Source organism: Streptomyces sp. PH10-H1 (assembly GCF_030063355.1).
Classification (GTDB): Bacteria; Actinomycetota; Actinomycetes; order Streptomycetales; family Streptomycetaceae; genus Actinacidiphila.
In genome coordinates, this window is record NZ_JASISZ010000052.1 from 28,220 (window position 1) to 54,913 (window position 26,694).

25 protein-coding genes are annotated in these 26,694 nt (G+C 69.9%); 19 read left to right on the forward strand and 6 right to left on the reverse strand.

From position 1 onward, the window contains the following. The first annotated feature begins 38 nt into the window (after positions 1-38). The 11 genes from QMK24_RS27220 (at position 39) to pstB (ending at position 13,200) form a co-directional block, all read left to right on the forward strand. Positions 39-773 (forward strand): response regulator transcription factor, encoded by a 735-nt coding sequence (locus QMK24_RS27220; protein ID WP_283469430.1) that lies wholly within the window; start codon positions 39-41, stop codon positions 771-773. After that, positions 770-2,182, forward strand: a complete 1,413-nt coding sequence (locus QMK24_RS27225; protein WP_283469431.1) for a sensor histidine kinase — start codon at positions 770-772, stop codon at positions 2,180-2,182. The genes QMK24_RS27220 and QMK24_RS27225 overlap by 4 nt, the downstream gene beginning before the upstream one ends. Before the next feature lie 159 nt (positions 2,183-2,341). Continuing rightward, positions 2,342-3,595: an MFS transporter gene (locus QMK24_RS27230; RefSeq protein ID WP_283469432.1), complete on the forward strand. Its 1,254-nt coding sequence runs from the start codon at positions 2,342-2,344 to the stop codon at positions 3,593-3,595. A 10-nt stretch (positions 3,596-3,605) separates the two neighbouring features. After that, positions 3,606-4,535: a mycothiol synthase gene (mshD, locus tag QMK24_RS27235; protein WP_283469433.1), complete on the forward strand. Its 930-nt coding sequence runs from the start codon at positions 3,606-3,608 to the stop codon at positions 4,533-4,535. Positions 4,536-4,890: 355 nt separating this feature from the next. Next, a complete protein-coding gene (locus QMK24_RS27240; RefSeq protein WP_502962647.1) occupies positions 4,891-7,095 on the forward strand; it encodes an RNA degradosome polyphosphate kinase in 2,205 nt (734 codons plus the stop codon). After that, positions 7,076-8,362 (forward strand): CHAD domain-containing protein, encoded by a 1,287-nt coding sequence (locus QMK24_RS27245; protein ID WP_502962648.1) that lies wholly within the window; start codon positions 7,076-7,078, stop codon positions 8,360-8,362. The genes QMK24_RS27240 and QMK24_RS27245 overlap by 20 nt, the downstream gene beginning before the upstream one ends. 6 nt (positions 8,363-8,368) lie before the next feature. Then, entirely contained in the window at positions 8,369-8,815 is a 447-nt protein-coding gene (locus tag QMK24_RS27250; protein ID WP_283469435.1) for an NUDIX hydrolase, read from the forward strand. Between the two features lie 292 nt (positions 8,816-9,107). Then, the gene (gene pstS / locus QMK24_RS27255) at positions 9,108-10,235 is read left to right on the forward strand and encodes a phosphate ABC transporter substrate-binding protein PstS (protein ID WP_283469436.1); all 1,128 of its coding nucleotides are present in this window, start codon (positions 9,108-9,110) and stop codon (positions 10,233-10,235) included. A 91-nt stretch (positions 10,236-10,326) separates the two neighbouring features. Continuing rightward, positions 10,327-11,310: a phosphate ABC transporter permease subunit PstC gene (gene pstC, locus QMK24_RS27260; RefSeq protein ID WP_283469437.1), complete on the forward strand. Its 984-nt coding sequence runs from the start codon at positions 10,327-10,329 to the stop codon at positions 11,308-11,310. Next, positions 11,307-12,383, forward strand: a complete 1,077-nt coding sequence (gene pstA / locus QMK24_RS27265; RefSeq protein ID WP_283469438.1) for a phosphate ABC transporter permease PstA — start codon at positions 11,307-11,309, stop codon at positions 12,381-12,383. The genes pstC and pstA overlap by 4 nt, the downstream gene beginning before the upstream one ends. Before the next feature lie 40 nt (positions 12,384-12,423). Beyond that, positions 12,424-13,200, forward strand: a complete 777-nt coding sequence (pstB, locus tag QMK24_RS27270) for a phosphate ABC transporter ATP-binding protein PstB (RefSeq protein ID WP_283469439.1) — start codon at positions 12,424-12,426, stop codon at positions 13,198-13,200. Positions 13,201-13,339: 139 nt separating this feature from the next. On the opposite strand, the gene QMK24_RS27275 is transcribed toward pstB, so the two are convergent. Together QMK24_RS27275 and QMK24_RS27280 are read right to left on the reverse strand one after the other, a co-directional pair. Continuing rightward, entirely contained in the window at positions 13,340-14,335 is a 996-nt protein-coding gene (locus QMK24_RS27275; RefSeq protein ID WP_283469440.1) for an inorganic phosphate transporter, read from the reverse strand. A gap of 6 nt (positions 14,336-14,341) precedes the next feature. After that, the gene (locus tag QMK24_RS27280; protein WP_283469441.1) at positions 14,342-14,962 is read right to left on the reverse strand and encodes a DUF47 domain-containing protein; all 621 of its coding nucleotides are present in this window, start codon (positions 14,960-14,962) and stop codon (positions 14,342-14,344) included. Between the two features lie 193 nt (positions 14,963-15,155). Here QMK24_RS27280 and QMK24_RS27285 point away from each other — a divergent pair, with 193 nt between their 5' ends. Continuing rightward, positions 15,156-15,527 (forward strand): metal-sensitive transcriptional regulator, encoded by a 372-nt coding sequence (locus QMK24_RS27285; RefSeq protein ID WP_283469442.1) that lies wholly within the window; start codon positions 15,156-15,158, stop codon positions 15,525-15,527. Between the two features lie 151 nt (positions 15,528-15,678). Here QMK24_RS27285 and QMK24_RS27290 read toward each other — a convergent pair whose 3' ends face one another. Together QMK24_RS27290 and QMK24_RS27295 are read right to left on the reverse strand one after the other, a co-directional pair. Then, a complete protein-coding gene (locus QMK24_RS27290; RefSeq protein ID WP_283469443.1) occupies positions 15,679-15,879 on the reverse strand; it encodes a hypothetical protein in 201 nt (66 codons plus the stop codon). Positions 15,880-16,012: 133 nt separating this feature from the next. Beyond that, entirely contained in the window at positions 16,013-16,888 is an 876-nt protein-coding gene (locus QMK24_RS27295) for an SCO4651 family lipoprotein (protein ID WP_283469444.1), read from the reverse strand. 141 nt (positions 16,889-17,029) lie between these two features. Here QMK24_RS27295 and QMK24_RS27300 point away from each other — a divergent pair, with 141 nt between their 5' ends. Both QMK24_RS27300 and QMK24_RS27305 read left to right on the forward strand, forming a co-directional pair. Then, positions 17,030-17,191: a hypothetical protein gene (locus tag QMK24_RS27300; RefSeq protein WP_283469445.1), complete on the forward strand. Its 162-nt coding sequence runs from the start codon at positions 17,030-17,032 to the stop codon at positions 17,189-17,191. A gap of 154 nt (positions 17,192-17,345) precedes the next feature. After that, positions 17,346-18,899: an FAD-binding oxidoreductase gene (locus QMK24_RS27305; protein ID WP_283469446.1), complete on the forward strand. Its 1,554-nt coding sequence runs from the start codon at positions 17,346-17,348 to the stop codon at positions 18,897-18,899. Positions 18,900-18,946: 47 nt separating this feature from the next. On the opposite strand, the gene QMK24_RS27310 is transcribed toward QMK24_RS27305, so the two are convergent. Beyond that, on the reverse strand, positions 18,947-19,621 hold the full coding sequence (locus QMK24_RS27310; protein ID WP_283469447.1) for a phosphatase PAP2 family protein: 675 nt from the start codon (positions 19,619-19,621) through the stop codon (positions 18,947-18,949). A gap of 185 nt (positions 19,622-19,806) precedes the next feature. Next, positions 19,807-20,814, reverse strand: a complete 1,008-nt coding sequence (locus tag QMK24_RS27315) for a C40 family peptidase (protein WP_283469448.1) — start codon at positions 20,812-20,814, stop codon at positions 19,807-19,809. Positions 20,815-21,135: 321 nt separating this feature from the next. Here QMK24_RS27315 and QMK24_RS27320 point away from each other — a divergent pair, with 321 nt between their 5' ends. From QMK24_RS27320 to QMK24_RS27340, 5 genes are all read left to right on the forward strand, one after another. Beyond that, positions 21,136-21,444: a DUF8827 family protein gene (locus QMK24_RS27320; protein WP_283469449.1), complete on the forward strand. Its 309-nt coding sequence runs from the start codon at positions 21,136-21,138 to the stop codon at positions 21,442-21,444. 80 nt (positions 21,445-21,524) lie between these two features. Then, positions 21,525-22,349, forward strand: a complete 825-nt coding sequence (locus QMK24_RS27325) for a hypothetical protein (protein ID WP_283469450.1) — start codon at positions 21,525-21,527, stop codon at positions 22,347-22,349. Next, positions 22,339-23,685, forward strand: a complete 1,347-nt coding sequence (locus QMK24_RS27330; protein ID WP_283469451.1) for a hypothetical protein — start codon at positions 22,339-22,341, stop codon at positions 23,683-23,685. The genes QMK24_RS27325 and QMK24_RS27330 overlap by 11 nt, the downstream gene beginning before the upstream one ends. Then, positions 23,682-25,226: an SCO6880 family protein gene (locus tag QMK24_RS27335; RefSeq protein ID WP_283469452.1), complete on the forward strand. Its 1,545-nt coding sequence runs from the start codon at positions 23,682-23,684 to the stop codon at positions 25,224-25,226. The genes QMK24_RS27330 and QMK24_RS27335 overlap by 4 nt, the downstream gene beginning before the upstream one ends. Before the next feature lie 19 nt (positions 25,227-25,245). Continuing rightward, positions 25,246-26,694 (forward strand): ATP-binding protein, encoded by a 1,449-nt coding sequence (locus QMK24_RS27340; protein ID WP_283469461.1) that lies wholly within the window; start codon positions 25,246-25,248, stop codon positions 26,692-26,694.

Here is a 26,694-nt window from a genome sequence, read left to right on the forward strand (position 1 = left end):
TCCCCTGGCCCCTCCACCACAACGAGGTCGCGACCCCCATGAGCCCCGGCGAGAACGGCGAGGCCCCCGCCCGCATCCTGATCGTCGACGACGAGCCCGCCGTACGCGAAGCGCTCCAGCGCAGCCTCGCCTTCGAGGGCTACGGCACCGCCATCGCCGCCGACGGCATGGCCGCCCTCGACCAGGTCGACGGCTACCAGCCGGACGCGATCATCCTCGACGTCCTGATGCCCCGCATGGACGGCCTCACCACCGCCCGCCGGCTGCGCGCCACCGGCGTGACCGTACCCATCCTGATGCTCACCGCCCGCGACACCGTCGGCGACCGCGTCACCGGCCTCGACGCGGGCGCCGACGACTACCTCGTCAAGCCCTTCGAGCTCGACGAACTCCTCGCCCGGCTGCGCGCCCTGCTGCGCCGCAGCTCGTACGCCGCCGCGGCGGCGGCCGTCGACCAGGACAACGCCCTCACCTTCGCCGACCTCCGGATGGACACCTCCACCCGCGAGGTCACCCGGGCCGGGCGGCCCGTCGAACTCACCCGCACCGAATACACCCTCCTCGAAATGTTCCTCGCCCACCCCCGGCAGGTCCTCACCCGCGAACAGATCCTCAAGTCCGTCTGGGGCTTCGACTTCGAGCCCTCCTCCAACTCTCTGGACGTCTACGTCATGTACCTGCGCCGGAAGACCGAGATCGACGGCCTGCCGCGCCTCGTCCACACGGTCCGCGGCGTCGGCTATGTGCTGCGCGCGCCGGACGGCAAGTCGTGAAACGGTTGCCGCTCCGCTCACGGCTGGCCATTCTCACGGCGGCCGCGGTGGCGGTCGCCGTGGCGGCGGTGGCGCTGTCGTGCTGGCTGATCACCCGGCAGCAGCTCACGGACCAACTGGACAAGTCCCTGCGCCAGCCGAACACCGTCGGCGAAGTCGCGCAGGTCCTGAAGCGGAACGGCTGCATCACCTCGGCGCCCGGGCCGGGCGACCACGCGATGTTCAATCCGACCAATGTCTCGGCCCAGTTGGTGGTGGACGGTCAGACCTGCCTCATTCAGGGCAGCGAGACCTTCCCCGTGCAGGCCTCGGACCTGGCGGTGATCCCCGGCCCCGACCATCTGCCGACCGACCGGCCGAACACCCTGACGCACACGGTGAAGACGCGGCACGGCAGAGAACTGCGGGTGTACACGGTGCCGGTCACCATCAACGGCAGGCCCGCGATCGTCTCGGTCGCGCGACCGCTCAGCGAGGTCAACGATCCCCTCAACACCCTCGCCTGGGTGCTGCTCGCGGTGGCCGGTGTCGGCGTCGTCGGGGCGGCCACGGCCGGACTCCTCATCGCCCGGGCCGGGCTGAAGCCGGTGGACCGGCTCGCCGAGGCCGTGGAGCAGATCGCGCGGACCGAGGATCTGAGCGTCCGGATCCCCGTCGAGGGGGAGGACGAGATCGCGCGGCTGTCGGAGTCGTTCAACGCGATGACGGCCGCGCTGGCGTCGTCGCGGGACCGGCAGCAGCAGTTGATCGCGGACGCGGGACACGAGCTGCGGACGCCGCTGACCTCGCTGCGCACGAACATCGAACTGCTGGAGCGGAGTGAGGCGACAGGGCGGCCGATTCCGCCGGAGGACCGCAAGGCGCTGATGGCGAGCGTGAAGGCGCAGATGACGGAGCTGGCGGCGCTGATCGGCGATCTGCAGGAGCTGTCGCGGCCGGACGCGGCGCCGACGCTGCAGGTGGTGGCGTTCCACGAGATCGCGGAGGCCGCTCTGGAACGGGCCAGGCTGCGGGGGCCCGATCTGACGATCAGGGCCGAACTGGCGCCCTGGTACGTACGGGCGGAGCCCGTCGCGCTGGAGCGGGCGGTGGTGAACCTGCTGGACAACGCGGTGAAGTTCAGCCCGCCGGCGGGCGCGGTGGAGGTCAGGCTGGACCATGGGGTGCTGACGGTCCGCGACCACGGTCCCGGCATCCCGGACGATGAACTCCCGCACGTCTTCGAGCGCTTCTGGCGCTCGCCGTCCGCCCGGAGCCTGCCCGGCAGCGGTCTGGGCCTGTCGATCGTGGCCAGGACCGTTCAGCAGTCGGGCGGCGCGGGGGGCCTGCGCCCGGCCGGCGGCGGCGGCACCGGGGCCACCGTCCGTCTGCCGGGAGCGCCCACCGCGCCGCCGGCCGTGACGGCGTAGACCGGACGCAAGGGGGACGGGGCCGGAGGGGTGGGGGTCAAAGCTGATTTCCGCTCGCCGAAAACGGACCCACCGTCCCATCATTCGGAACTCCCTGTCTCATTCCGCGGAACGGCGGCATAGTTGTGCCCACCACCGACCGAGGAGGCGCACTCCGCGATGCCGATGCCCACGCCCACGCCCGTGCCCATGCCGTCGAAGCGCTGGCTGATGCTGGCCCTGGGCACCGCCGCGCAGACCTCGTCCTGCGCGTTCGTCTACGCGATCCCTTCCCTCGCCGACGAGTTGCGCACCGCCGACCACCTCACCCTCACCCAGGTCGGGCTGCTGGCCGCCTGCCCGACGCTCGGCCTGGTCCTCGCCCTGATCGCCTGGGGCGCCGCCGCCGACCGCTGGGGCGAGCGCATCGTCATCTCCGCCGGACTGGGGCTGTCGGCCGTGCTGCTCGCGGCGGCCGCCACGATCCACGCCATGGCCGCGTTCGGCCTGGTCCTCGCCCTCGCGGGCGCGGCCTCCGCGTCCGTCTACTCGGCGAGCGGCCGGCTGGTGATGGGCTGGTTCGCCGCCGGGGAGCGCGGGCTGGCGATGGGCATCCGGCAGACCTCCACCCCGCTGGGCATGGCCATGGCCGCACTGACCATGCCGCCCATCGCCGCCGCGTACGGGGTGCGGGGCGCGATCGCCTTCCTCGCCGTGGTCTGCGGCGTCATCGCGGTCCTGATCGCCGTGTTCGCGGCGGACCCGGCCCGCGCCGTCAAGGCCGGAGCCGTCCGTACCGCCAATCCGTACCGCGGCTCCCGGGTCCTGTGGCGCATCCACGCCTCCGGCGCGCTGCTGGTCGTCCCCCAGTTCACGGCGGGCGCCTTCGCGCTGGTGCTGCTGGTCGACGTACGCGGCTGGTCCCCGGTCGCCGCCGGGCAGTTGGTGGCGCTGGGCCAGGGCCTGGGCGCGGTCTCCCGGATCGTCGTGGGCCGCTGGTCGGACCGGGTCGGCAGCCGGATGCGGCCGATGCGGCAGCTCGCCCTGATCACGGCCGCCGTCATCGGGGCCACCGCGCTGACCGCGGCCTTCCCCTCCCCCCTCACCGACGCGGCCCTGATCCTCGCCGTCGGCATCACCGCCAGCACCAACGGCCTGTCGTTCACCGCCACCGCGGAGGGCGCGGGACCGGCCTGGGCAGGACGCGCGCTGGGCATCCACAACACCGGCCAGAACCTGACGGCCGCACTGGTCCCGCCCGTCATGGGCGCTCTGATCACCAGCGCCGGCTACTGGCCCGGCTTCGCCGTCGCGGGGATCGCGGCCTGTTCCGCCGCCGTCATCGTCCCCGCGCGCGATCCGGTGGCCGCCCGGCCGGACCCGGTGCGGATGGCGAACCCACCGGAGGCGAAGGCACTGATCGCCGGGTCGTAGGCTCGGGTTCATGACCGACGCCGCGCAGTCCTCCCCGTCCCACCGCCGGATCGAGATCCTGGACGCGCTCCCGCCCGGCACGGCGCGGGACATCCTCGCGCTGCTCGAGGAGGCGGCGGAGCACGACGGCCAGTGGGCGGTCTCCGAGCAGGGCCGGCTCAATCTGCGCGGCGGCGAGCGCCCAGGAGTGCGGCACCTGCTGGTGTACCTCGGGGACGAGCTCGCCGGTTACGCGCAGATCGAGGACACCGACCCGGTCGAGCCCCCCGCCGCCGAGCTGCTGATCCGCCCCGCCCACCGCACTCACGGGCACGGGCGGGCGCTCGGCCGGGCGCTGCTCGACGCCACCGGCAAGCGGCTGCGGGTATGGGCGCACGGCGGCCACCCCTCCGCCCGGCACCTGGCCGTGCAGCTCGGGCTGAACCTGTTCCGGGAACTGCGGCAGCTGCGCCGCCCGCTCGACGACGGCCCCGCCCTGCCGGAACCGGTGATTCCGGCGGGCATCTCCGTACGGACCTTCGTCCCCGGGCAGGACGACGCCGCTTGGCTGGCGGTGAACGCCGCCGCGTTCGCCCACCACCCCGAGCAGGGCGCGCTCACCCAACGTGACCTGGACGACCGCAAGGCCGAGCCGTGGTTCGACCCGGAAGGCTTCTTCCTCGCCGTCCGCGGGGAGAAGGTCGTCGGCTTCCACTGGACGAAGGTGCACCGCCAGGACCGGCTCGGCGAGGTGTACGTCGTCGGCGTGCACCCCGACGAGCAGGACAGCGGCCTGGGCAAGGCACTCACCGCGATCGGCCTGCGCCACCTCGCCGACGATGAGAAGCTGCCCACCGCGATGCTCTACGTGGACGCCGACAACATCCCCGCCGTCACCGTCTACGAGCGGCTGGGCTTCACGACCCACGAGGTCGACCTGATGTACCGCACGGACAGCTGAACCGGAGGTAGCCGGAGAGCTGAACCGGAGGTAACGCACGGCGAGCCGGACCGGCCCGGCGAGACCGGACCGGAACCGTTCCGAGCCGGTACTGAGACCATGTGCATCCCGGGGTTGCTCCGCGCTATCCCTCCCGACATGTTCTCGTTACCGGCGATTCAGACTGCCTTGCGAGCATCACGGAATGCAGCCCGCTGCCCCTCCCCCCAAACCGGAGCACTCTCCACCTCCCGACCTGCCGCTATCCCGTTCGGCGCGGGACAATGGACGGACGGCCCCAGGGCGGTCCCCGAGGGCTCCCGGCAGGCCGTACGACGTGTTCGACGTGCCGGAACCGGAGGAGGGCTCTTACTCCATGGCCTCGATGAATCAGCCCGGTGTCCCCGGGCAGCCCAACGGGGCAGGCACGGTCAGCACCGCGTTCCGCCCCCAGGTCGTCCCCTATGTGGACGACGTCGTCAGCCCTTCCGCCGAGGAGGCGGCCGACGGGGATCTCCCCCAGGGCCGGTTCCTGGACCGGGAGCGCAGCTGGCTGGCGTTCAACGAACGCGTACTCGAACTCACCGAGGATCCGGCCACCCCGCTCCTCGAACGGGCGAACTACCTCGCGATTTTCGCCAGCAACCTCGACGAGTTCTTCATGGTCAGGGTCGCGGGCCTCAAGCGCCGCATGGCGACCGGCGTCGCCACCCGTTCGGCGTCCGGCCTGCAGCCCCGTGACGTGCTGGACCTGATCCTCACCAGGTCCCGCGAGCTCATGGCGCGGCACGCCGCATGCTTCCAGAACGATGTCGCGCCGCAGCTGGCCGACGAGGGCATACACGTCATCCGCTGGGCGGATCTCACGGAGAAGGAGCAGGCGCGCCTGTTCACCCTCTTCCGCCAGCAGATCTTCCCCGTGCTGACCCCGCTGGCCGTCGACCCGGCGCATCCCTTCCCGTACATCTCCGGCCTGTCCCTGAACCTGGCCGTCGTCGTACGCAATCCGGTCTCGGGCCACGAGCACTTCGCCCGGGTGAAGGTCCCGCCGATCCTCTCCCGCTTCCTCGAAGCGAGCCCGCAGCGCTACGTCCCGCTGGAGGACGTCATCGCCGCGCACCTGGAGGAGCTCTTCCCCGGAATGGAGGTCCTGGACCACCACATGTTCCGGGTCACCCGCAACGAGGACCTGGAAGTGGAGGAGGACGACGCCGAGAACCTTCTCCAGGCCCTGGAGAAGGAACTGATGCGGCGCCGCTTCGGCCCGCCGGTGCGCCTCGAAGTAGAAGAATCGATTGCTCCGAGGGTGCTCGACCTGCTCGTCCACGAGCTGAAGATGAAGCACACCGAGGTCTACCCGCTGCCGGGACCGCTCGACCTGACCGGGCTGTTCGCCATCGCGGGCCTGGACCGGCCGGAGCTGAAGTTCCCGAAGTACATCGCCGGCACCCACCGCGACCTGGCCGAGGTGGAATCGGCGTCCGCGCCCGACATCTTCGCGGCGCTGCGCGAACGCGACGTACTGCTGCACCACCCGTACGACTCCTTCTCGACCTCCGTCCAGACCTTCCTGGACCAGGCGGCGGCCGACCCGGACGTGCTGGCGATCAAGCAGACGCTCTACCGCACCTCCGGGGACTCCCCGATCGTGGACGCGCTCATCGACGCGGCCGAGGCGGGCAAGCAGGTCCTCGTCCTGGTCGAGATCAAGGCGCGCTTCGACGAACAGGCCAACATCAAGTGGGCCCGCAAGCTCGAGGAGGCCGGCTGCCACGTCGTCTACGGCCTGGTGGGCCTGAAGACCCACTGCAAGCTGTCGCTCGTGGTCCGCCAGGAAGGCGACACGCTGCGCCGCTACAGCCACGTCGGCACCGGCAACTACCACCCCAAGACCGCGCGGCTGTACGAGGACCTGGGCCTGCTCACCGCCGACCCGCAGGTCGGCGCGGACCTCTCGCACCTCTTCAACCGGCTCTCGGGCTACTCGCGCCGCGAGGTCTACAACCGGCTGCTGGTGGCGCCCCGCAACCTCCGCGACGGACTGATCTCCCGGATCATGGAGGAGATCACCCACCACCGGGCCGGGCGCCCCGCGTACGTCCGCATGAAGCTCAACTCGATCGTCGACGAAGCCGTCATCGACGCTCTCTACCGCGCTTCGCAGGCCGGTGTGCCCGTCGACATCTGGGTACGCGGCATCTGCGCGGTACGGCCCGGCGTCATCGGCCTGTCCGAGAACATCCGGGTCCGCAGTGTCCTGGGCCGATTCCTCGAACACTCCAGGGTGTTCATCTTCGGCAACGGCGGCGAACCAGAAGTCTGGTTCGGCAGCGCCGACATGATGCACCGTAACCTCGACCGCCGCATCGAGGCGCTGGTCAGGGTCGCCGACCCGGCCCACCGCGCCACCCTCAACCGCCTGCTGGAGACCGGGATGGCGGACGACACCGCGTCCTGGCATCTCGCGGCGGACGGGAACTGGACCCGGCACAGCACCGACCCCGACGGGAAGCCGCTGCGCAATGTCCAGGAGATGCTCATCGACGCCCGGAGGCGCCGGCGTGGCCCAGCGACACCGTGACACCGCGTACGCCCAGGCCGGCCAGCCGGCACTTATCCTCGGCGGGGGTCCCGGCGGCCCCGGGATGCCGGGACCAGGCGCGGCCAGCGCCGGGGAGGTGGTCTCCGGCTACCTCCACGACCAAGCGGCCACCTTCCTGCGCGCGCTGAGCCTGCGTGCCGAGGATGAGGACGCCGCCAACCTGCTGCTGCGCCGGTCCGCCCGCCGTATCAGCGCGACCCTGCAGACCTACGGCCCGCTGACCGAGCCCGCCTGGGCCGATCCGCTGCGCACGGAGCTCGGCTGGCTCTCCACGGCCCTCGCCCACGAGCACCAGTACGCCGCCCGGCTCGCGCGGCTGCTCTCCGCCCTGCACCGGCTGGCCTCAGGTCCTGACCGGCCGAACCCCGGCCGGCCGGGTCCTGCCGCGCTGCCCTGGGACCACGCCGACGGCGCACCGGCCGCGGACCGTACGGCGCTGTCCGGCCGGTCCGGCCCGTCCGCTTCCTCCTCTTCCGTGCAGCTGTCCGCCTCGGGCGGGCCGCTGGCGGTCGGGGCGGCCCGCGCGGGCGCGCTGCTGGAACGGCAGCTGACCCTGGCGCGCACCCGTGCGCACTCGGCCGCGCTGCAGGCACTGGGTTCGTCGCGGTTCCACGCGCTGGCCGACGCCGTCGCCGTACTGGCCTCCGAGGTGCCGCTGACCCCGGCGGCCGATGCCCCCGCCGCCGACCGGCTGCCGCCGCTCGCGGGACTGGCGCACCACCGGCTCGCCGAGGCGACGGCAGCGCTGCCGCTGGCGCGTGCGGGGCACCCGTACAACGCCGACGCCGTGCGGGCCGCCCTCGGCCCGGAGCTGACCAACGATCTGCAGGACGCCCCCTGGCACCATGCCCGCGCCCTGCTGCGGATCAGCCGCTACGCCGCCGAGGTGTGCCCGGCCGGCGAACCCGGCACCATGGACACCCAGGAGGCTCAGGTCGCCCTGGTCACCGACGGCGCCGACGGAGACGGGAGCGCCGGGAGCGGTCAGGGCGCCGAGGACGCGCTGGCCCGGCTGAAGGACGCGGCCCGGCTGCTGGAAGGGCACCGGGAGGCCGCCGAGTCGGCCAATGCCGTGTCGACCGCCGCCCGCATCCCGCGGATCGCCCCGGCGACCGCCTACGCGCTCGGCGTGCTCCACGCGGACCAGCGGCAGGAGGTCGAGGCGGCCCGCTTCGCCTTCGCCCGCCTCTGGCAACGCGGCGTCCCCGGCGTCCCGGCCGTCCCCGCCGCCCCCGGTTCGAGGTGAGGCGTGATGCTGCGTTCCCCGGAGTCGGACGACCGGTCCCCCGTTCTCGCCGCCGGCGCCGTCCTGTGGCGGCGTGCGCCGGTTGACGGCGGCGTGGAGATCGCGCTGATCCACCGCCCGAAATATGATGATTGGTCGCATCCCAAGGGCAAGCTCAAGCGCGGCGAGGACCCCATGGCCGGTGCGCTGCGCGAGGTCGGCGAGGAGACCGGCATGGAGTGCGTGCTGGGCGCGCCGCTGCCGACCGCCCGCTATGTCGCTTACGGTCGCCCCAAGGAGGTCCGCTACTGGGCCGCCGAGGCCGTGGACGGTGCCTTCGCCGTCAATGACGAGGTCGACCGGCTCATCTGGCTGCCCCCGGCGGCGGCCCGCAACCGCCTCACCCACCCCCGCGACCGCCCGCTGATCGACGCCCTGCTGCGCTCGCTGACTCCGCACCGACCCCCTCGCTGACCCCGTGCCGAACCCGCGCGTACCGCTCCGGCCGGTCACCGTTCACCCGCGTGATCGGCACGAATCACGTGACCCACGGCACCTCTCCAGCCCCACGGAGTGGCACCCATGGCAAGCGGCCCCGCACTGATAGACGAGGTTCACCTTGCGTTCACTCTCTCCCGTTGGGCGATTCACCTCGCCTGCCTAATTTCGGCCCTACCGGTGAGCATCACGCTGTGCCGGGTGGATGCAGATACTCCATACCTCTGCTTCGCCGTCCACCGGCGGGCTCCTGGAAGGAACACTGAAGGTGAAGCTTTCCCGTAACAGCGGACTGCGCGCCCTGACCGTCGGCGCGGTCGCGGTTTCCAGCGCGTTGGTCCTCACGGCCTGCGGTTCTGACAACAACACCACCCCCTCGGGGGACAAGACGAGCAACGCCGCCGCGGGATCGATCAAGTGTGCGAAGTCCGGCCAGCTGCTCGCTTCGGGCTCCAGCGCCCAGAAGAACGCGATGGACGTCTGGGTCAAGAACTACATGCAGGCGTGCCCCGGCACGAACATCAACTACAAGAGCTCCTCCTCGGGTGAGGGCGTCACCGCCTTCAACCAGGGCGGCGTCAGCATCGCGGGCTCCGACTCGCCGCTGAAGCCCGAAGAGGTCACCACCTCGAAGAAGATCTGCACCGGCGGCCAGGGCATCGACCTGCCGATGGTCGGCGGCCCGATCGCGATCGGCTACAACCTCGCGGGCGTCGACAACCTCGTCCTGGACGCCCCGACCCTCGCGAAGATCTTCAACTCGACGATCACCAAGTGGGACGACGAGGCGATCAAGAAGCTGAACCCGACCGCGAAGCTCCCGAGCAGCAACATCCAGGCGTTCCACCGCTCTACGGACTCCGGCACCACGGACAACCTCACCAAGTACTTCAACGCGACGGCCAAGGCCGACTGGCCCTACGACCACGCGAAGGCGTGGAAGGGCAAGGGCGGCCAGTCCGCTCCCGGCTCCGCCGACATCGCCTCGAACGTGAAGCAGGCCGAGGGCACCATCGGCTACTTCGAGCTGTCGTTCGCGACCGCCAACAGCCTGAAGACGGTCAAGCTCGCCACCGGCGCGGCCGCCCCCGTCGAGGCCAGTTCGGCCAACGCCTCCAAGGCCATCGCCGAGGCCAAGATCACCGGCACCGCCCCCGACCTGGCGCTGAAGCTCGCCTACGACACGAAGGCCGAGGGCGCCTACCCGCTGGCCCTCGTCACGTACGAGATCGCCTGTGACAAGGGCAACAAGGCCGACACGCTCGAGCTGGCGAAGTCCTTCCTCACCTACATCGCGAGCGAGGACGGCCAGAAGGGCCTCTCCGCCATCGGCTACGCCCCGCTGCCGACGGAGATCGCCGCCAAGGTCCGCTCCACCATCGCCACCCTCTCCTGACCCGAGCGGCCGGTCCCGAACCCGGGGCCGGCCGCCCATTCCGGTGCACCGCCGCCGGGGGAGCCATCCCCCACCCAGACCGGAGAAACCCATGGACATAACACCGACCGACAGCGCACTGCCTCCCCCCACGGCCCAGGCTTCCGTGACCCGCATCGGAGACCGCGTGTTCAGCGGCCTCTCCCGCGGATCCGGCATCCTCCTCCTGGTCGTCATGGCCTCGATCGCGGTCTTCCTCACAATCCGCGCGACGCACGCCATCTCCCAGGACCACGCGAACTTCTTCACCAGCTTCGAATGGGACGCCAACGCGACCCCGGCGGTCTTCGGCATCGGCGTACTGATCTACGGCACGGTCGTCAGCTCCGTGATCGCGATGGCCCTCGCGGTCCCGGTCGCGGTCGGCATCGCGCTGTTCATCTCGCACTACGCGCCGCGCCGGCTCGCCACTCCGCTCGCCTACGTCGTCGACCTGCTCGCCGCGATCCCGAGCATCATCTACGGCCTGTGGGGCGCGATCTACCTCGTGCCGCACATGAAGGGCCTGAACCTCTGGCTCAACGACTACCTGGGCTGGACCGGCGTCTTCCACAAGACGGACCCCGAGGGCGCGGCCCGTTCGCTCTTCACGGTCGGCATCCTGCTGGCGATCATGATCCTGCCGATCATCACGAATGTCAGCCGCGAAGTCTTCCGCCAGGTGCCGAAGATGCACGAGGAAGCGGCGCTCGCGCTCGGCGCGACCCGCTGGGAAGTCATCCGGATGTCGGTGCTGCCGTTCGCCCGCTCCGGAATCATCAGCGCCTCGATGCTCGGCCTCGGCCGCGCGCTGGGTGAGACGATGGCCGTGGCCACGGTCCTTTCGGCCTCCCCGGTGCTGTCCGCGAGGCTCCTCGACCCCGTCGGCGGGACCTTCGCGCAGAACATCGCCGCCAAGTTCGGCGAGGCGTCACCGTTCGGACGTGACGCACTGATCGCCTCCGGCCTCGTCCTGTTCGTCATCACGCTGCTGGTGAACGGCGGGGCCCGCCTGATCATCGCCCGCCGCAAGGAGTACTCGGGGGCCAACGCATGACCCACGTCATCACCGACAAGGTGCCCACCCCCTCGGTCCCCGCGCCGGCGCGTCTGGCGCAGCGCCGGATGCCCCGCTGGGCGCCGGCCGCCATCGCCGCCGCCGCGGTCGCGCTGGGCATCGGAACCGGCCTCGCGGCCGGGCTGGAGAGCCGTGTGCAGTGGGGCATGATCTCCCTGCTGCTGTTCGTCGTCGGCACCTACGCCGTGACCTCGGCCGTCGAGGGCCGCCGACAGGCCAAGGACCGGGTCGTCACCAGTGTCGTCTGGGCCTGCTTCGTGGTCGCCATCGTCCCGCTGTACTCGTTGATCGCGACGACGGTCTCCAAGGGTCTGAAGGTCCTGGACGGCAACTTCCTCAGCCACTCCATGGGCGGGATCATCACGATCCAGCCCGGTGGCGGCATCTACCACGCGATCATCGGCACTATCGAGCAGGTCGGCATCGCGACGGTGATCGCGGCCCCGCTCGGACTGCTGACGGCGATCTACCTGGTCGAGTACGGCAAGGGAACGCTCGCCAAGGTCGTCACCTTCTTCGTGGACGTCATGACCGGTATCCCGTCGATCGTCGCGGGCCTGTTCATCCTCACGGTGTGGGTCCTGATGCTGGGCAACGGCCCGTCCGGCTTCGCCGGCTCGCTGGCCCTGACGATCCTGATGCTGCCGGTCGTGGTCCGCTCGACCGAGGAGATGCTCAAGCTCGTACCGAACGAGCTGCGCGAGGCGTCCCTGGCGCTCGGCGTGCCGAAGTGGCGCACCATCCTCAAGGTGGTCCTGCCCACGGCCATCGGCGGCATCACCACCGGCGTCATGCTGGCCATCGCCCGCATCACCGGCGAGACCGCGCCGATCATGCTGCTGGTCTTCGGCAGCCAGATCATCAACAACAACCCCTTCGAGGGTGGTCAGTCCTCCCTGTCGTACTACGTGTTCGAGCAGTTCCAGAACGGCAACGACGCGTCGTACAACCGCGCCTGGGCAGCAGCCCTGGTGCTGATCGCCTTCGTCATGATCCTGAACATGGTGGCTCGCGGCATCGCCCGCTGGAAGGCCCCCAAGACCGGTCGCTGACGCGACTACCCCCAGCGACCATCGGATTGAGAGCCCCACCATGGCCAAGCGCATCGATGTAAGCGGCCTCTCCGCTTACTACAGCAACCACAAGGCGATCGACGACATCTCGATGACCGTCGAGCCCCGCTCCGTGACGGCCTTCATCGGCCCGTCCGGCTGCGGCAAGTCCACCTTCCTCCGCACCCTGAACCGCATGCACGAGGTCACCCCCGGCGGCCGGGTCGAGGGCAAGGTCATGCTGGACGACGAGAGCCTCTACGCGACGGGCGTCGACCCGGTCGCGGTCCGCCGCACCGTCGGCATGGTCTTCCAGCGGCCGAACCCGTTCCCCACGATGTCGATCTTCGACAACGTGGCGGCCGGCCTCAAGCTCAACGGCATGCGCCGCAAGAGCGAGCTGGAGGCGGTCGTCGAGAAGTCCCTCAAGGGCGCCAACCTCTGGAACGAGGTCAAGGACCGGCTGAACAAGCCCGGCTCCGGCCTGTCCGGCGGCCAGCAGCAGCGACTCTGCATCGCCCGCGCCATCGCGGTCGAGCCGCAGGTCCTGCTGATGGACGAGCCCTGCTCGGCCCTCGACCCGATCTCCACCCTCGCGATCGAGGACCTGATCGGGGAGCTGAAGTCGCGCTTCACGATCGTCATCGTGACGCACAACATGCAGCAGGCGGCGCGGGTCTCCGACCGCACGGCGTTCTTCAACCTGTCGGCCGTCGGCCAGCCCGGCAAGCTCATCGAGCTGGACGACACCGAGCGCATCTTCTCCAACCCGTCGGTCCAGGCCACCGAGGACTACATCTCGGGCCGCTTCGGCTAAACCGGCACCATAGCCGTCCTGCGGTGCTGCATGGCGGTGCCACCGCAAGGCGAAGGGCCCGTCCCCGTGAGGGGGGCGGGCCCATTCCTTTGGTTCTTCTTCAGGCGCGCCCGGAAGTTGCGGGCACGACCACCGGCGGTCAGCCGAAGACGAGCTTGATCACGCCGTAACTCGCCGCCGCCACCAGCGCGGCTGCCGGCATCGTGATGAACCAGCCGGCCACGATGTTCTTGGCGACACCCCAGCGCACGGCCTTTACCCGCTTCGTCGCGCCCACACCCATGATGGCCGAGGTGATCACATGCGTCGTCGAGACCGGGGCCTGGAAGATGTACGCGGTCGTGTAGAGGATCGAGGCCGCGGTCGTCTCGGCCGCGAAGCCCTGCGGCGGGTCCAGCTCGATGATCCGGCGCCCCAGCGTCCGCATGATCCGCCAGCCGCCCGCGTAGGTGCCGAGCGACAGCATCGCCGCGCACGCGAACTTCACCCAGATCGGGATCGAGTCCGCCCTGTTCACATCGGAGATGGTCAGCGCCATCACCACAATGCCCATCGTCTTCTGCGCGTCCTGCAGACCGTGGCCGAGTGCCATCGCCGCCGCCGAGACCGTCTGCGCGATCCGGAAACCGCGCTTGGCCTTGTGGGGGTTGGACTTACGGAACAGCCACAGAATCGCGAGCATCACCAGATAGCCGGCCAACAGACCGACCACCGGGGACAGGAACATCGGGATGACGACCTTCTCGATCACACCCGACCAGTAGACGGTGGTCCCTCCGGCGAGAGCCGCGCCCACCATGCCGCCGAACAGCGCGTGGCTGGAACTCGACGGCAGCCCGTAGTACCAAGTGACCAGGTTCCATACGATCGCGCCCACCAGGGCCGCGAACATGATGCCCATTCCGCCCCGGCCGGTCGGCGTCGCGATGAGCCCCTTGCTGACCGTCTTGGCGACGCCGCTCCCCAGGAAGGCGCCGGCCAGGTTCATCACCGCGGCCATCGCGAGCGCCGCCTTGGGCGTCAGCGCTCGCGTCGACACCGAGGTGGCGATGGCGTTCGCCGAGTCGTGGAACCCGTTCGTGTACGTGAATCCGAGCGCGACGCCAATGGTCACGATCAGTGCAAAGGTGTCCACAGGAGGTCAGGACTCCTTGACCGCGATGGTCTCCACGGTGTTCGCGACGTGCTCGAACGCGTCCGCGGCCTCTTCCAGTACGTCCACGATCTGCTTGAGCTTCAGCACGTCCATGGCGTCGTACTTGCCATTGAACAGTTGGGCGAGCAGCTTGCGGTGGATCTGGTCCGCCTGGTTCTCCAGCCGGTTGATCTCGATCCAGTACTCGGTGAGGTTGGACATCGTCCGCAGGTTCGGCATCGCCTCGGCGGTCAGCACCGCCGCCCGCGCCAGCACCTCGATCTGCTGCTCGACACCCTTCGGCAGCTCGTCCACCTGGTACAGAACGACCAGGTCGACGGCCTCCTCCATGTAATCCATGATGTCGTCGAGGCACGACGCGAGGTTGTAGATGTCCTCACGGTCGAACGGCGTGATGAAGGAGGAGTTCAGCTGGTGGAAGATCGCGTGAGTCGCGTCGTCCCCCGCGTGCTCCGCCGCCCGCATCCGTTCGGCGATCTCGATACGCGTGGCCGAATCGGCCCCGAGCAGTTCCATGAGGAGCTTCGAACCTGTGACGATGTTGTCCGCGGATGCGGCGAACATGTCATAGAAGCTCGTCTCCCTGGGGGTCAGACGAAAGCGCACGTGAGGTCCTCGGGGTGCATCGGATTCGGTCTCGTCAGGTCTCGTTGATGCTAGGCGCATCATCCGGCCACGGCTAATGGGCGTCACCCAGTGTCGCCCATCGGACAGACTGCCTCTCACCAGGGAGCGTCGTACAAGGTACCGATTCGGTAAGATATACCCACCAGGGGTATTTTCGGGCAGGGAGGACGGGATGACGACCACCGAGACGGACGAGACCAGCGAGGCCGCGGAAGCCGCGGAGGCCGGGCTGAGCGCACCGGCACCGCACAGTCCGCAGGGCCCGCACGGCTACAGCAGCCACAAGGACGCGCACCTCAAGCGGCTGCGCCGGATCGAGGGCCAGATCCGCGGACTCCAGCGGATGGTGGAGGAGGACGTCTACTGCATCGATGTCCTCACCCAGGTCTCGGCCAGCACCAAGGGCCTGCAGTCCTTCGCCCTGCAGCTGCTGGAGGAGCACCTGCGGCACTGCGTCGCCGCCGCGGCCGCCGAGGGCGGACCCGAGATCGACGACAAGGTCGCCGAGGCGACCGCGGCCATAGCCCGGTTGCTGCGCACCTGAGCCCCGCGCCCCGCCGGCGGCCGGGCCCGCCACGTTCCCGCGGACCCGGTCGGCGATTCGGTGGCGCTGTTCGGCGGCGCTGTCCTTCATGGGTTCCGTGGTTCATCGATGCCGGTGGTTCGGTGGTTCGGTGGTTCGTTGGACCGGTGGTTCAGTGCGGGCGCCGGGCCGCCTGCGCGGGAATCCGCACCGGCGTGCGCGCCGCCGTACGGTCCACTTCGAGCACCTGATCGATCCGGGCGAAGCTCAACCGCTCCTCGCCGGCGGCGGAAGCCGCGATCATCAGCTCGCCGCACAGCTCGATCTCCGCGAGGGCGACGAAGTCCTGACTCGCCCCATTCTGCGTAGACATGTGCGATTCGCGAGACACAGCCACGTGCACCACCTCCTCGTCCTCGAGCAGTGGCCGGTTCCATCGGCCACTGGTCAGAGTAGGCACCCGCACACGGTCCGCGCATGGCACGGATGGACCATTTCACCCACCGTCATTTCGGCGGTGCAGTAACGATCTTCCCGTTGTAAATATCGGCCGACTTCGGCAATACGACGTTCACCGGCGTACCGAATGTGTCGAGCACCGTCGTCGACGTGACCGTCACATCGCGCGGTGTACCGGGCTTCCCGCTCTGCCGTACCTGCTTCGCGCTCGGGTCGCTGCTGAACGTGAAACGCTGGCTGACCTTGCGCGGGCGCCCCTGCGCGTCGAGGTACACATCGAACGGCACCTCCGTCACGGTGAACCCCTTGGCCGCCGCCGCCAGCGGCCCCCGGGTGGCCGGTGAGGCGCTGCGGGCCGCGCGGGCGATGTCCGTGCTTCCCCGGAAGTGCCGCACCCGCACTCCGAGAAACGTCTCCTCGCCGACCAACTCGACCTTCCGCGCCCCGCGCAGGAGTTCCGCCGCGGCCAGCGGATCGGTGGCGCCGCCGGTCACCAGATTGCCGTCGGAGAGCTGAGTGGTGTCCACCCGTACCCACTTGTCCGCGGGCACGCCCTCACCGCGGTCCTTCATATAGAGCGAACCCGGCGTCATCAGCTCGGTGACCGGGTGGTGCTCCTGGGCTCCCGCGGCGTCCCTGGGCAGGGTGATCCGCAGCTCACCCCGACCCTTGCCGTAGTCGAACCCGCCGGACCCGGTGATCATCACCCGCGTCCCGCCGCTCGCCATCTCCATCGACGTGGTCACCTTCGAGCTCCCCGCCCGGACCAGCACATCCGCGGCCCGGCGCACCGAGTCGCCCGAATCCGCCCCCAGCCCGTCGGCCGCCGCACCGTTCCCCGCGCAGCCCGCCAGCACCGTCACCCCGCACACGAACCCCGCCGCCGCTGCGGCCGTCACCATCCGCCTGCGCTGCATCACCATCGCCCGTTACCCCCTGGGAATCCCGCAACCTGGGCCTCGCCCGCATAACGACGATCCGCCCGCCCCCGTAACGGCGCCCGCACTGTCCTCAAGCGCCGGCATTCCGGCGAGCTCGCCGCAGGCGTCCCGTACCGTGGTTGTGTGCTCATCCAGTCCGACGCCCCCACGTCCGGCACCCACCACACCACGGTCACGGACAAGGGTTCCTTCGCCGCCGCCAGCTGTTCGTGCGGCTGGAAGGGCCCGGCCCGGCGCGCCCGTGACCGCGCCAGGCGCGACGCAAGCGCCCACACCGGCGCGTAGCCAGGTCCGGCCGATCACGAACAACCGCTGCACGAACAACGCATCACGGACAACCCCTTCACGTTCACGGAACGCCACTTGCGCCCACCCCGAGGCGGGTAGGAGGGTGAGCAGTCGCCCGCCGCAGACGGGCCCTTGGCAGGAGGCCGCGTCCGTGAACCGACGACAGGCGCTCCGCGCCGGATCCGGTGCCGCCGCATCGACGTGGCTGGCCGGCTGCAGCGCGGGCGACGGCGGCGACGCGAAGCCGCCGACCCCCTCCCTTACCGCCGCCGCCCCCACCACCCCGGCCGGTACCGCCTCCTCCGCCACCCCGGGCGGGCCGCCGGACTGGCCGGCCCTGGCCAAGGGCCTCGCCGGCGCGCTCGTCCGCCCGGACGACAGCGGCTACGACGCGTCCCGCCGGCTCTACAACACCCGCTTCGACGACCTGCTCCCCGCCGCCATCGCGTACGTCTCGAGCGCGGACGACATCCGCGAATGCCTGGCCTTCGCGCGCGGCTCCCGCTCCGTCCGTCTGTCGATCAGGAGCGGCGGCCATTCGTACGCGGGCTGGTCCAGCGGCGGCCAGGACCACCTCGTCCTGGACGTGTCCCGGCTCGACGCGATATCCGCCACCGGCACGACCGCCACCGTCGGCGCCGGCGCGAAGCTCATCGACCTGTACTCCCGGCTCGGCGACCGCGGCCGCACGGTTCCCGCCGGTTCCTGCCCATCGGTCGGCGTCTCCGGCCTCACTCTCGGCGGCGGCCATGGCGTACTCAGCCGTTCGTACGGCCTGACCTGCGACAGCCTCACCGGCGCCACGATCATCACGGCGGACGGCAAGCAGCTCGACTGCGACGCGACCGCGAACTCCGACCTCTTCTGGGCGCTGCGCGGCGCCGGCTGCGGCAACTTCGGCGTCGTCACCGAACTGCGCTTCGCCACCCATCCAGCGCCCTCCGTCGTGACCGGGTACGCCACCTGGCCGTGGAGCCGGGCGGCGGCCGTCGTCCGCGCCTGGCAGGAGTGGGGCCCCGACCAGCCGGACGAGATCTGGTCGTCGCTGCATCTGGACGCGCCGGCGGGCGGCTCCCCGAAGGTCTCCGTCGCCACCCTGACGACCGGCTCGCGGAGCGATCTGGCCAGTGCCATGGACCGGCTCTCCGGGTCCGCCGGGGGCGGCGCGCCCTCGCTCTCGCTGCGCCCGCGGTCCTATCTGGAGGCGATGTTCTCCTACGCGGGCTGCTCTGACCTGTCCACCGCTCAGTGCCATCTGCCCCCCAAGGGCAGGCTGCAGCGCGAGACGTACACCGCGCGCTCGGACTTCTACGACCATTCGCTGTCGCCGACCGGCATCCAGACCCTGCTCACGCAGGTCGAACGGCTCGGCTCGATATCCGGCGGTGGCGCGGGCAGCGTCGCACTGACCGCCCTGGGCGGCGCGGTCAACCGGGTCGACCCCGGCGCGACGGCCTTCGTGCACCGCCGTTCGCGTTTCCTGGCGCAGTACATCGCGTCGGACGCCCTCAGCCGGACGACGTGGCTGGACACCCTGTACGAGGCGATGCGCCGGCACGCATCGGGCTCCGCCTACCAGAACTACACCGACCCGGCCCTGAAGGACTGGCGCCAGGCCTACTACGGCAGCGCCGCGGCCCGGCTCACCGAGCTGAAGAAGAAGTACGACCCGGACCGGCTCTTCGACTTCCCGCAGGCCCTGTAGGGGGCTCGAATGCCGGTCGGCTCGCCGGTCGGGTTGGGGGCGCGGCCTCAGGCCGCCAGGTCCTTGTCGTACGCGGTGGGCATCGGATACGACTCGCCGCGCGGCGCGGGGGACCGTACGAGCCCGCGCAGCCGGGACCGGGCCATCGCCGTCGTGACGGGCGTCAGCAGCGCCATCGCGAGCGGGGCGAGAAGCAGCGCCGTGGCCGTACCGAGGGCGAAGCCGCCGATCACGTCGGTGGGGTAGTGCACGCCCATGAAGACCCGGCAGAATCCCTCGGCGAGCGCGATCAGTATGGCGACGAGCCCCACCTTGCGGCTGACCATGAACAGCCCGACCGCCATGGCCATGGTCAGGGTCGCGTGGTCGCTCACGAACGAGAAGTCGCTCTTGCCCTTGATCAGGACATCGAGCCCCTCATGGTCGACGAAGGGTCTGGGACGCTCCACGAGCCCGCGCACCGGGATGTTGAGGAGCAGCGCGATCCCGGCCGCCAGGCCGGACCACACCACCCCCGCGACCGCCGCGGGCGCCTGCTCGCTGCGCCGCGCGACACGCCACCAGCACCAGCCGGCCAGCAGCAGCATGAGCACGATGAGCCCGTACTCGCCGATGAACTCCACGCCGCGGTCGACCCAGTGCGGGGAATCCTTGGCAAGGCCGTTGATGTCGCGCAGCAGGCCCAGGTCAGGGTTCGAGCCGTCGGTCGCGTGCTCTGCCATGTGGTGGTGCCCCTTACCTGATCCATACTCCGGCCCCTCTGTGTCCTCCAGGCCATGAACGCCGTGTCCCAGCGCCATTCTCCCTGTGCAACGGCGCACACGGTACGTAGCGTTCCGGTCTCTACCGGATGATCACCAGGAAGTTATCCAAGAGAGATCGGATTGCGCATCCCGGGGCCAAAGCATCACGCAGAGCCCGCAGTCGGCAGCGCCTGCGCACCGTCCTTCGTCACGCGGGTCGCGCCGATGTAGTCCGGTGTGTCGATCTTGTCGAAGCGGATCACCGCGCCGGTGTGCGGGGCGTCGATCATGTACCCGCCCCCGACGTACAGTCCGACGTGATGGATCGACCGCGGATCGTTCAGGGCGGTGGCGAGGAAGATCAGATCGCCCGGCAGCAGTTCGTCCCGCTTCGGGTGCGGCCCCGCGTTCCACTGGTCGTTGGCGACACGCGGCAGCTCGATGCCCACCGATTCGTACGCCGCCTTCGTCAGCCCCGAACAGTCGAACCGGCCGCTCTGGTCGGCCGTGCCGTTGCCACCCCACAGGTACGGCGTGCCGAGCTTGCTCTGCGCGTAATAGATGGCCGCCGCGGCCTGCTGGGAGGGCGCCACCCGGCCCACGGGCGCGGCGAAGCTCTTCTCCAGGGACCTGATGGTCTTCACATAGTTCTGCGTCTCGCGGTACGGCGGCACGCCACCCGCATGGATCACCGCGTACGCACCCGCGTTGTACGCCGCGAGCATGTTGTTGGTCCGGTCCCCCGGCACGTCCTTCACATACCTGGCCAGCTCGCAGTCGTACGCGGCCGCCGACGGGATCGCGTCCTGCGGATCCCACACATCGCGCTTCCCGTCCCCGTTCCCGTCCACTCCGTGCGACGCCCAGGTGCCCGGGATGAACTGCGCGATGCCCTGCGCGGCCGCGCCGCTCTGCGCCTTCGGGTCCCAGCCGCTCTCCTGGTACAACTGAGCGGCCAGCAGCGCCGGATTGATCTCGGGGCAGAGATTGCCCGCCTTCAGCACGATCGGCTGGTATATCGCCGGCACCGTCCCCTTGGCGAGCGTGACCGTCCCGCCGCCCCCGCCGGCCATGCCCATCGCGGCCGAAAACGTACCGATGACCAGCAGCACCAGGAACGAAAGACACAGCCCGAAGCCGAGAGTGACGGTGAGCCAGACCTTCTTCGCCATCAGCCATGCCCTCTCAGGAGTGACGTGCGCGCCGCGGGGCACCACTGGTGACGGTGAGCCAGACTTTCCGCAGCATTACTCCGCGCCTTCGTTCCAATCGTTGCCCTACGGTGACGCTCGTGATACACAGAGTAGTCGTCTACGTCCCATCGAACACCGGTCCGTGCAACATTCTGGACGCTGCGGTCCGGATCACACGGGGGATCCGTCGAGAAAGTCGCCGAGTCGACAAGAACCGGTTGACACATCGGCCAAGATAGACCCTGGACCCTTGCGCCCCGGCGAGGGATCCAACTGATCGAGCGGGGTGGTGAGTTCCATATGTTCATGGCAGCCACAAAGGGCGACATCAACACCATCATCGGTGGCATCGCCCCCAACTGGGGACCCTTCGGGTCTCTGGGGAACGAAGCACGCGTGATGATCGAAGTGGTCATGGCAGTAGCGATTCTGCTCTGCCTCGCCATCGCGATCTGGGGCGCGGCGAAACAGCGGATCGGCGCGACGGCCCTCCGCGACACATTCAGCGCAGAACAGGGCAAAGGGTTGATCATCGCCGGCCTGACCGGTGTGTTCATCATCGGATCCCTCGGCACGCTGTTCACCATCGTCTACGGCATGGCCGTGTAGTCGTGTAGCCCAGAGCCAGCCTGTCCCATGTCCGCGGGAGCCCGTCCCAGGCTCCCACTCCCACCTGAGGCTGCGTGCTGATGCCCACTCACCCCAGCAGCGATACCGGCGAGGACGGCCCGCCTACGCGCACCCGCATGCCCGAGGGGCACGGCGGGCACAGCACCGCCACGCGCCGCCCCAAGCCGAGCCGCGCCCTGGTGACGGTCCTCGGCGTCGTGGTCGTCCTCGTCGCCGTGATCGTCCTCGCTAACCGCGGCGGTGGCAACACCGCCTCCGACGGCGCGTCGACCGGCGGCACCCGGGGCACGAACGCGAACCCCACCGCCCCAACCGGCGAGAAACCGGTCACCGGCAACAACGCGGGGATCGCGGCGGGCTTCGCCAAGTCGGAGCAGGGGGCACAGTCCGCTGCCGCGAACTTCGCGGTGGCGCTGGGGGGTGACGGAATGTTCAACACGGAACGCCGCCACGCGATCGTCGATGCGATCGCGGACGGGAGCGCGGCGGCGAAGATGCAGTCGGGCTTCGATGCGGACTACTCGAAGGCCTTTCTCACCGGCATCGGGCTGAACGCGGACGGCGTGGCCCCGAACGGCCTGACGTTCGTCGACCGCACGATCCCAGCCGGCACGAAGGTCGACCAGTTCGGCGGCGACACCGCCGACGTCTCGGTCTGGTGTACCGGGATGTTCGGTCTGGCCGGTAGCACCTCGACCAAGCCGGTGACGAACAACTGGTTCACCGTCACTTTCAAACTCAAGTGGAACGGTTCGGACTGGAAGGTCCTCGAAACGGGTCAGAAGAAGGGCCCGACGCCAGTCAGCGGCGACAATCCAGTGTCCGGTGCGGGTGAGATCGCAGATGCGGTCAAGGGGTTCGGAGGCTTCACGTATGCGCGGTAGCCGACATCTGCGCGCCCTCTCGTTCACCGGCATCGTGGCCGGTATTCAGACGGCCGCCGTTCTTCTCGCGACGCACGCCGCCGCGGCCCCCACACCGACTCCGACGCCGGACCCGACCACGAGCTCCGACCCCTGCTCACTCATCTCGGGTCCTGCGAAACAGTACTGCGAAAAGGGCAAGGGCGGCGGAGGCGGAGGTGACGGGGACACCTCCCTCACCAGCACCCTCGACCCCCTCGCCGCCCTGGCAAAGGGCTGCGCCGAAGCCGCCTCCTGGGTGATCACAAAGCTCTCCAAGGCGATCACCTCCACCACCCAGGTGGACTTCACCAACGCCACCTTCCTCAAGCAGTACGCCGTCGTGTTCGCCGCGTCGACGATCCTGACGCTCGTGCTGTGGCTGCTGGCGGTCGCCAAGCGGGCCGTGCGCGGTGTGCCGCTGACGGAAGCGTTGACGGAGGCCGTCGGGTTCCTGTGGCTTACGGTGCTGGCTTCGGCGTTCACGCCGCTTGTCCTCTATACGGTGGTATCGGCGACGGATGCCGTCACGGACGTCATCGCGGCCGGCACGTCGTCGAACACCGACACGTTCTTCGGCAACTTCTCCGCCGCCCTCGCCAAGGGCCAGGACATCGGCGGCGGGCCGATCATGCTGATCGTCGTCTCCATGGTCTCGGTGCTGGCCGCCGGCGTGCTCTGGCTGGAGCTGGTGATCAGGGCCGCGCTGCTCTACGTGGGCGCGCTGCTGGGCACGGCGGTGTACTCGGGGCTGGTCGACAAGCACATGTGGGGCCATGTCCGCCGCTGGGCGGGGATCATGATCGCGGTCATTCTCGTCAAACCGGTGATCGTGATCGTGCTCGGACTGGCAGGGGCGCTGAGCGCGTCCGACGGGCCGAACTCGTTCTCCGCCGTCGTCTCGGGACTGGCGATCATCCTCCTCGCGATCTTCGCGAGCTTCATGATCTACCGCTTCGTCCCCGGCTTCGGCGATGACGTCGTGAACCTGCGCAACAACCGCAAGGAAGCCGGCGGCGCCCAGGCCGCGGCCGTGATCTCCTCGCCCGCGGCGCTCGTGAAGCAGGGCATCAAGACCCACAGCGCGCGCGGCGGACCGCAGGAGCAGGCGACCAGTGGCGGCGGGCAGCCTTCGAACCCCGCCTCCGGCGGCATGGCCGCGCACGGCAGCCGCAACGGCAACCCGGGCCCGAGCGGCCCCGGTGGCGGTGGTGGAGGCGGCGGGTCCAACGGCGTTCCCGCGGCGCCCGCGCCCCGTACCACGGCGGACCGCGGAAACAACAGCAACGGCAACAAGCACGGAGGTGATCGCCGGTGACGTCCCAGCCCTTCACCCATACGCGCCGCACGTATCTGATCGGCAAGGCACGCCCGAACGCGATCGTCGGCAAGAACCGGGAGACCGGGGAGATCGCGCTGATCGTCGTCGGCGCGTTCCTCGGCATGATGTGCGGCCTCCTGGTCCCGATCCTCCCGTTGCGCATCCTGACGCTGATCGGGTGGCCGCTGCTGGCGTTCGCCGCCGTCTACATGCCGTTCCGGCGGCGGACGTTCTACCGCTGGTTCGAGATCAACCGCACCTACCACCGTACGCTGCGCCGCTCCCCCGCGTACCGCTCCGCGGTCTCCGAGGCCGGTATCGGGCTCGACGGGCGTGAGGTCGAGGTCGGGCCGCCGCCCGGCATCGGGCGGATCACCTGGCTGTCGGCACCGTTCGGACCCGACGAGATCGCGGTGCTGCTGCACATCGACCGCCGCACCGTGACCGCCGCGATCGAGATCGAGGGCCCCGGCGTCGGCCTGCGCGACAGCGAGGACCAGGAAGCCCTGGTGGAACGCTTCGGCACGCTGCTCAAGCACGTGGCGAACGGCGACGGCTACGTCACCCGCCTCCAGATGCTGGCCCGTACGCTGCCCGCCGACCCGGACGCCCACGCCAAGGACGTCTCCCTGCGCGGCGACCCGCAGGCCGAGCCGTGGCTCATGAACTCCTACGAGCAGCTGCAGTCGATGGTGTCGACCTCCTCCGAGCAGCACCGCGCCTACCTCGTCGCCTGTATGCACTTCACCCGCGAGCTGGCCGCCGAGGGCCAGGCGCTGGCCCGTGCCACGGTCAGCCGCCGCTCCGAGATGGACAAGGACGCGGGGCTGGCCGCCGTCATGGCCCGCGAGCTGAACGACATCTGCGCGCGGCTCGCCGAGGCGGACATCCGGGTCCGGCAGCCGCTCGGCCAGGCCCGGCTGTCGTCCCTCGTCCACTCGATGTACGACCCGGACCACCCCATCGACCACATCCAGGCGATGACCCGGCGCAACGCCTGGCCGGCCGAGCTGGACGCGACGGAGCCGACGTATCTGCAGGCCAAGACCCGCGAGTCATCGACCCGCGCGCCGTGGCACCACTCCACGGCCTGGGTGAAGGAATGGCCGATGACGCCCGTCGGTGTCAACTTCCTCGCACCGCTCCTCGTCCACACCCCGGACGTGATCCGCACGGTCGCGGTCTGCATGGACCTGGAGCCCACCGATGTCGCCATCGAGCGGATGCTGACCGAGAAGACGAACGACGACGCGGACGCCAGCCGTGCCGCCAAGATGAACCGGGTGATCGACCCGCGTGATGTCGCCCACCACGGCCGCGTCGACCAGCGCGGCGAGGACCTGGCGAGCGGGGCCGCCGGGGTGAATCTCGTCGGCTACATCACCGTCTCCTCCCGCTCGCCCGAGGCACTCGCGCGCGACAAGCGCACGATTCGCGCGTCAGCGGGTAAGTCGTACCTGAAACTGGAGTGGTGCGACCGTGAGCACCACCGCGCGTTCGTGAACACGCTGCCGTTCGCGACCGGAATCCGCCGCTAACAGGAGGCCCATCATGCCCATGCTGGACCCCCTCGCGACGCTCACCGACGCGTTCACCAGCTTCCTGTTCGGGAAGGTGGAGTCCACGCGCCTGCCCGTCCGTACCTCCACCGGACAGGCGCAGGCCGTGTATCTGCCCACCGCGGCCCCCGGCCTCGGCGACTCCGGCGTGATCATCGGACGCGAGGTGTACTCCGGCAAGGGCTACATCTACGACCCCTTCCAGCTCTACGGCCAGCAACTGCCCGCCCCGCACTGGCTGGTGCTCGGCGAGTCCGGCAACGGCAAGTCCGCGCTGGAGAAGACGTATGTGCTGCGCCAGCTGCGCTTCCGCGACCGCCAGGTCGTCGTGCTCGACGCCCAGGGCGAGGACGGCGTCGGCGAATGGAATCTGATCGCGAAGGCGCTCGGAATAACCCCCATCCGCCTCGACCCGATGGCCGCCCTCAACGGCGGCATCAAGCTCAACCCGCTCGACCCGGCGATCGCCGCGACCGGGCAGCTCGCGCTGCTCCGCACGATCATCGAGGTCGCGATGGGACGCGCCCTGGACGAGCGGTCCGGCTTCGCCCTCAAGGTCGCCCACGCGTACGTCACGGAGACCACCACCGACCGGCAGCCGATCCTCACCGACATCGTCGAGCGGCTGCGACATCCCATGCCGGACTCCGCCGAGGCTATGAACGTCGATGTCGACGACGTCCGGGCCTGGGGGCTGGACGTGGCCCTCGTCCTGGACCGGCTGGTCGACGGTGACCTGCGCGGCATGTTCGACGGTCCGACCACGATCGGCATCGACCTGGACGCGCCACTGATCGTCTTCGACCTCTCCCACATCGACCGCAACTCGATCGCCATGCCCATCCTGATGGCGATCGTCGGAGTGTGGCTGGAGCACACCTGGATCCGTCCCGACCGGGTCAAGCGCGTCTTCCTCGTCGAAGAGGCCTGGCACATCATCAACAGCCCGTTCGTGGCCCAGCTTTTCCAGCGCCTGCTGAAGTTCGGCCGCCGCCTCGGGCTGTCCTTCGTCGCCGTCGTCCACCACCTGTCGGACGTCGTCGACGGCGCCGCCGCCAAGGAGGCCGCCGCGATCCTGAAGATGGCCTCCACCCGGACGATCTACGCCCAGAAGGCCGACGAGGCGCGCGCCACCGGCCTGGTCCTCGGGCTGCCCCGGTGGGCCGTCGAGATCATCCCGACGCTCACCCCCGGTATCGCCGTCTGGGACGTCAACGGCAATGTCCAGGTCGTCAAGCACCTGATCACCGAGTCCGAACGCCCTCTGGTCTTCACGGACAGCGCGATGACGCAGTCGTCCGTCGACCACGCGGCCGAGGTCGAGGCGGAGGCGGTGGCCGATGCCGCCGCGGAGGCCGCGGCGGCATCGGCGGCATCGGCGGCATCGGCGGCATCGGCGGTCGAGGTATCGCTCGCGAAGCAGTTGGCCGACGACGCGGTGGCCTGA